Genomic DNA, 6,108 nt, shown 5'->3' with positions numbered 1-6,108 from the left:
GCCGGATAAGCGTAGCGCCATCCGGCATTATATCTAAGCGGTTTTCAGCAAATACAGGGCATTATCGGCAGAGAGCGTCGGGTTGTTAATACTGACGCTGGCGCGTGATAATGCTGCGCAGGCCATTGCAAACTGCGCGCTTTCGCGGAACTCACTGCCTTCCAGGAAGCTGTATAACAATCCCGCCATAAATGCGTCATCGGCGCCGAAGCTGTCTATCACCGTATGCTTCGGCGATGTCAGTAAAAATTGCTCTCCGTCCTTTTCGCTGCAAAAAACGGATTCGTCTTCCAGACACACAAAGATGCGTTTTACGCCCTGCTGATGGAGGTCGTTGACGGCTTGCACGCGATCCGCATCCGACTGGACAGGCTTACCCCATAAAATACCGAGCTCTTTCTGCGTGGGTTTGAGCGTATGAATACGTGTAAACCAGGTCTTCATTTTTGCCGCTTTGAACTCTGAAACGGTATCAATAAATACCGGAATGTCATCAGCAATAGTAAATACCCACTCGATGGCTTCAGCCGTCAGGTTGCAATCTGCCAGCACGACGCCGGAATGGCGGATAAGATCCCGTGAACCGTTCAGCAACTGCGGTGTTAGCTGTTGCAGAATGTGGGTATCGTTAATCGCCAGTACGGTCTCTTCCTGCTGATTCGCGATCGACAAATAGGTGGAGGTGTTATGTCCATGCAGACGAATACAATTGGAAACGTTAACACCGGCCTGACGGGTCTGTTCCAGCAGCGTTTCGCCATAGAAATCGCTGCCAACTGCGGAGATTAAATGCACGTCGCGGCCCAGTAGCGCCAGGTTGTGGGCGATGTTTCGTCCCACGCCGCCTGCAGAACAGTGGATGCTGCCGGGGTTAGATGCGGCTTGAGGATAGTGGATGTCAGCGACACCACGAATATCCATGTTTATTGCCCCGACGACGACGCAATAATCTTGTTCGGTAAGGATATAACCTTTACCTTTGATCATTCCTTTGCGCATCAAATCCATAATATGTGCGGCGACGCGCGAACGACTGATCTGCAAAATATCGGCGATTTCATTTTGTTGTATCAGCGGATTGCGTCGCAGGATCTTAAGGATCTGCTTTTCCCTGTCGTTCATGATTATGCAACCGCCTTTTCAGTTTGCTGCGCTTTTAGCCATGCAATTTCTTCGGCCCAGATATCAGGGTTGATGGTTTCCAGTACCAGTGGGATGCCGTCAAAACGGTTGTCCTGCATGATCCAGCGGAATGCATCGTGACCGATATTGCCTTCCCCTAAGCTATGGTGGCGGTCAACGCGGCTGCCAAATGCGCTCTTGGCATCGTTCAGGTGCATACCGCGTAAATAGTTAAAGCCGACAATACGTTCAAATTCAGCGAATGTCTTTTCACACTCGTCAGCGGAACGCAAATCGTAACCGGCCGCGAAGGCGTGGCAGGTGTCGATGCAGACACCTACACGGGATTTATCCTCCACGCCGTCGATGATTGCCGCCAGATGCTCGAACTTAAAACCCAGATTACTGCCTTGCCCGGCGGTGTTTTCAATGACTGCCGTCACGCCCTGAGTCTGAGCAAGGACAATGTTGATTGATTCGGCAATACGCGCCAGGCATTCATCTTCCGGGATCTGCATTAAGTGGCTGCCCGGGTGAAAGTTAAGCAGGGATAAACCAAGCTGCTCGCAGCGCTGCATTTCATCAAGAAAAGCATCGCGTGATTTTTCCAGCGCGTCGCTGACGGGATGGCCGAGGTTAATCAGGTAGCTGTCGTGTGGCAGGATTTGTGCGGAGGAAAAGTGATATTTCTCGCAGGCTGCCTTGAAGTCATCAATGACTTCAGTGGTCAATGGTGCGGCGCGCCACTGGCGCTGATTTTTGGTGAACAGGGCGAATGCGGTCGCTTCGATTTCTGCAGCTCGAATAGCAGCGTTAGCCAGACCGCCAGCGGCGCTTACATGCGCTCCGATGTATTTCATAATGATTCCCTAAATAGTTCGAGTTGCAGGAAGGTGGCAAGAGAGAGAATCCCCGGAAGCGTACTTCAGTACGTGACTGGGGTGAACGAGTGCAGCCAACGCGCCTGCAACTTGAAATATGACGGGAAAAACCCGCCATACTCAAAAGGGAAGAGTATAGCGGGTTAATGGAGGTGAGTCGTGATCGATTATGCCATCAGCGCGTGGATGGCAACGTTAATCGCGCCACCGCCCACAATCAGCCAGACAAACAGCACCAGCGCCATCAGCAGAGGTTTTGCACCGGCTTTTTTCAGCGCACTCACGTGAGTGGTTAACCCCAGTGCTGCCATCGCCATCGCCAGCAACACGGTGTCCAGCGTCACCAGCATGTTCACCACTGACTGTGGCAGCAGGTGGAACGAGTTAAAAATCGCGACCACAATAAACAGGATGGCAAACCACGGAATAGTGATTTTACTTTTCTCTCCGCCGGTCGCCGGAGACAGTTGTTTAACACGAGCTGCCAGGATGATGAGGAACGGAGCCAGCATCATGACACGCAGCATTTTAGCAATGACGGCTGCGTTTTCAGCTTCCGGAGTGATTGCATGCCCGGCAGCAACAACCTGTGCAACTTCATGCATCGTGGAGCCAATATAAATCCCGTAGGTTTCCGGGCTAAACCAGTGCGCCAGTAGCGGGTACATTGCCGGGTACAGGAAGATAGCAATGGTCCCGAAGATAACCACGGTAGCAACGGCGACCGTTACCTTACTGGCTTCTGCTTTCACCACCGGCTCGGTGGCTAATACCGCGGCGGCACCACAAATGCTGCTCCCCGCACCAATCAACCAACTGGTGTGTTTGTCCAGACCAAAGACTTTCTGTCCGAGGAAGCAGGCCAGCATAAAGGTGCTGCTGAGCGTCAGGACATCAATGACGATACCGCTGACACCAACGTCGGCTATTTGGGCGAAGGTGAGGCGGAAACCATAAAGGATGATCCCCAGACGCAGTAAATGTTGCTTGGCAAACAGCACGCCACCGTCACAGCTTTTCCAGATTTGTGGATACACGGTGTTGCCGATAACCATCCCGAATAAGATGGCTAAGGTGAGGGCGCTGAACCCGGCACCTGCGACGGCGGGAATGGAACCTCCCCATAAGGCGGCCCCGGTGATAACTGCACTCAGGGCAAGCCCCGGAATAAAATGCCACACTGTACGACGATGATTCTGTAGGGCGAGTTCAGTCATAACCCCTCCTGAACAATTTGAATGATTTCTTGGCAAAAATTGTAAGGTGAAGTGGCTTAAAAATAAAATTGATTATATATTTATAATTAATCTTTATAAGTGGTAAGCGCGAGCTACCCGGTGGAAAACGACTATGCATATCACCCTGCGACAACTTGAAGTGTTTGCTGAGGTACTGAAAAGCGGCTCGACGACTCAGGCATCTGTCATGTTGTCATTGTCGCAGTCAGCGGTGAGTGCTGCGCTTACCGATTTAGAGGGGCAACTTGGCGTGCAACTGTTTGACCGTGTCGGCAAGCGGCTGGTCGTCAATGAGCACGGGCGCTTACTCTATCCGCGTGCGTTGGCCTTGCTCGAGCAAACGACAGAAATCGAACAGCTTTTTCGTGAAGATAATGGCGCGATTCGCGTCTATGCCAGTAGCACCATCGGCAACTATATTTTACCTGCCATGATTGCAGGTTACCGGCGTGATTTCCCCGACTTGCCGCTGGAACTCAGCGTGGGCAACAGCCAGGATGTTATCAATGCGGTGCTGGATTTTCGGGTCGACATCGGGCTTATCGAAGGGCCCTGTCACAGTACGGAGATCATCTCTGAACCGTGGCTGGAAGATGAACTGGTGGTATTTGCGGCGCCGTCATCGCCGCTAACCACGGGCCCGGTGACGCTGGAGCAACTTGCGGCTTCGCCCTGGATCCTGCGCGAACGTGGGTCCGGTACCCGTGAGCTGGTGGATTACCTGTTGCTGTCTCATCTACCGAGATTTCAGATGGCAATGGAGTTGGGTAACTCTGAAGCTATTAAACATGCTGTCCGCCATGGCCTGGGGATCAGCTGCTTGTCGCGCCGGGTTATTGCCGAACAACTGCAGGCAGGAACGTTAAGCGAAGTTCCGGTGCCGTTGCCACGTCTGGTCCGCACGCTTTGGCGCGTCCATCATCGCCAAAAACATCTTTCAAACTCGCTGCTGCGTTTTTTGCGTTATAGCGACCAGGTAGAGCAGGTTGAATAAGACGCTGGTGCGTCGCGCCTGCAATGAACACCCCATCGTCAACTGAGGGCAATCGTCATACGTTGCCCATTTTCTGCTTTACTTATAATCCGCGGCCAGTCATGAAGGTCTCTTATAACAGCGCATTTGTGCCGGAAGAATGCCATTTCGTCTGCTACAATCGCGCCTCATTTTTTGGATGGATAGCATTTTCACATGGTTTCCGAAACTAAAACCACAGAAGCGCCCACGCTACGCCGTGAACTGAAGGCGCGTCACCTGACGATGATCGCCATTGGTGGTTCCATCGGTACGGGTCTTTTTGTTGCATCTGGTGCAACCATTTCTGCGGCGGGTCCTGGCGGCGCGCTGTTTTCCTATATTCTGATTGGCCTGATGGTGTACTTCCTGATGACCAGTCTCGGTGAGCTGGCTGCCTACATGCCGGTTTCCGGTTCGTTCTCTACCTACGGTCAGAACTATGTAGAAGAAGGCTTTGGCTTCGCGCTCGGCTGGAACTACTGGTACAACTGGGCGGTGACTATCGCCGTGGACCTGGTGGCCGCACAATTGGTCATGAGCTGGTGGTTCCCGGATACGCCAGGCTGGATCTGGAGTGCGCTGTTCCTTGGCGTTATCTTCCTGCTGAACTACATCTCGGTTCGTGGATTTGGTGAAGCGGAATACTGGTTCTCACTGATCAAAGTCACCACCGTGATTATCTTCATCGTGGTTGGCGTGATGATGATTATCGGTATCTTCAAAGGTGCTCAACCGGTGGGCTGGAGTAACTGGACGACAGGTGATGCACCCTTTGCTGGTGGTTTTGCCGCCATGATTGGTGTGGCGATGATCGTCGGCTTCTCCTTCCAGGGGACCGAGTTGATTGGTATCGCCGCGGGCGAATCTGAAGATCCAGAGAAGAACATTCCACGCGCGGTGCGCCAGGTATTCTGGCGAATTCTGCTGTTCTATGTGTTCGCGATTTTGATTATCAGCCTGATTATCCCGTATACCGATCCGAGCCTGCTGCGCAATGATGTAAAAGACATCAGCGTCAGCCCGTTCACGCTGGTATTCCAGCACGCGGGTCTGCTGTCTGCGGCGGCGGTGATGAACGCCGTTATCCTGACGGCGGTGCTGTCGGCGGGTAACTCCGGTATGTATGCATCAACACGTATGCTCTACACCCTGGCATGTGACGGTAAAGCGCCGCGTATTTTCTCTAAACTGTCTCGTGGCGGCGTACCGCGTAACGCGCTGTATGCGACGACTGTCGTGGCAGGTCTGTGCTTCCTGACATCCATGTTTGGTAACCAGACGGTGTACCTGTGGCTGTTGAACACCTCCGGGATGACGGGTTTTATCGCCTGGCTGGGAATTGCGATTAGCCACTATCGTTTCCGTCGTGGTTATGTGTTGCAGGGCCATGATATTAAGGATCTGCCGTATCGCTCAGGCTTCTTCCCTCTGGGGCCGATCTTTGCCTTTGTCCTGTGTCTGATAATCACCCTGGGGCAAAACTACGAAGCGTTCCTGAAAGATACCATTGACTGGGGCGGCGTAATGGCAACCTACATTGGTATCCCGCTGTTCCTGATCATCTGGTTTGGCTATAAGTTGACCAAAGGAACCCGTTTCGTTCGTTACAGCGAAATGCACTTTCCGAAACGTGTGAAGAAGTAATCTAGTACCTGATGGCATCGCGCTTATCCGGCCTACGTAAGATAGTGTAGGTCGGGTAAGGCCTCCGTGCTGCCATCCGGCAGACAATAACCCTCCCCCGGCACTCACCCTGTTCAGTTAACATTTCAGTTTCAGAAAGCATCAACATGTGTTGGCGGGGTAATGAACATGCTCTCTCTGAGAAAGGGTTCCGTTCACCTCATGTTCA

The 6,108-nt window shown here is 52.6% G+C and carries 5 protein-coding genes; 2 read left to right on the top strand and 3 right to left on the bottom strand.

Translation table 11 applies throughout. From position 1 onward, the window contains the following. Positions 1-33 precede the first annotated feature (33 nt). The 3 genes from FDX19_RS17390 to FDX19_RS17380 all read right to left on the bottom strand — a co-directional run bounded on the left by FDX19_RS17390 (position 34) and on the right by FDX19_RS17380 (position 3,220). The gene (locus tag FDX19_RS17390; RefSeq protein ID WP_137383676.1) at positions 34-1,122 is read right to left on the bottom strand and encodes a sugar kinase; all 1,089 of its coding nucleotides are present in this window, start codon (positions 1,120-1,122) and stop codon (positions 34-36) included. Between the two features lie 2 nt (positions 1,123-1,124). Then, positions 1,125-1,982 (bottom strand): deoxyribonuclease IV, encoded by an 858-nt coding sequence (nfo, locus tag FDX19_RS17385; protein ID WP_137383675.1) that lies wholly within the window; start codon positions 1,980-1,982, stop codon positions 1,125-1,127. 188 nt (positions 1,983-2,170) lie between these two features. Continuing rightward, positions 2,171-3,220: a YeiH family protein gene (locus FDX19_RS17380; RefSeq protein WP_137383674.1), complete on the bottom strand. Its 1,050-nt coding sequence runs from the start codon at positions 3,218-3,220 to the stop codon at positions 2,171-2,173. Positions 3,221-3,353: 133 nt separating this feature from the next. Between FDX19_RS17380 and yieE the strand changes: the two genes are divergently transcribed. Both yieE and lysP read left to right on the top strand, forming a co-directional pair. After that, positions 3,354-4,235 carry a DNA-binding transcriptional regulator YeiE gene (yieE, locus tag FDX19_RS17375; protein WP_048211165.1) on the top strand — a complete coding sequence of 294 codons (882 nt, stop codon included), beginning with the start codon at positions 3,354-3,356 and terminating at the stop codon, positions 4,233-4,235. A gap of 195 nt (positions 4,236-4,430) precedes the next feature. Continuing rightward, positions 4,431-5,900 (top strand): lysine-specific permease, encoded by a 1,470-nt coding sequence (gene lysP / locus FDX19_RS17370; RefSeq protein ID WP_137383673.1) that lies wholly within the window; start codon positions 4,431-4,433, stop codon positions 5,898-5,900. Positions 5,901-6,108: the final 208 nt, after the last annotated feature.

It is taken from the genome of Citrobacter sp. wls619 (assembly GCF_005281345.1).
Classification (GTDB): domain Bacteria; phylum Pseudomonadota; class Gammaproteobacteria; order Enterobacterales; family Enterobacteriaceae; genus Citrobacter.
Note: the sequence above shows the minus strand (reverse complement) of the source record. Positions and strands in the feature narration are given on the sequence as shown.

Coding starts and splice junctions, on each gene's coding strand:
- FDX19_RS17380 (WP_137383674.1), bottom strand. CDS start 3,220: ATGACTGAACTCGCCCTACAGAATCATCGTCGTACAGTGTGGCATTTT.
- FDX19_RS17390 (WP_137383676.1), bottom strand. CDS start 1,122: ATGAACGACAGGGAAAAGCAGATCCTTAAGATCCTGCGACGCAATCCG.
- nfo (WP_137383675.1), bottom strand. CDS start 1,982: ATGAAATACATCGGAGCGCATGTAAGCGCCGCTGGCGGTCTGGCTAAC.
- lysP (WP_137383673.1), top strand. CDS start 4,431: ATGGTTTCCGAAACTAAAACCACAGAAGCGCCCACGCTACGCCGTGAA.
- yieE (WP_048211165.1), top strand. CDS start 3,354: ATGCATATCACCCTGCGACAACTTGAAGTGTTTGCTGAGGTACTGAAA.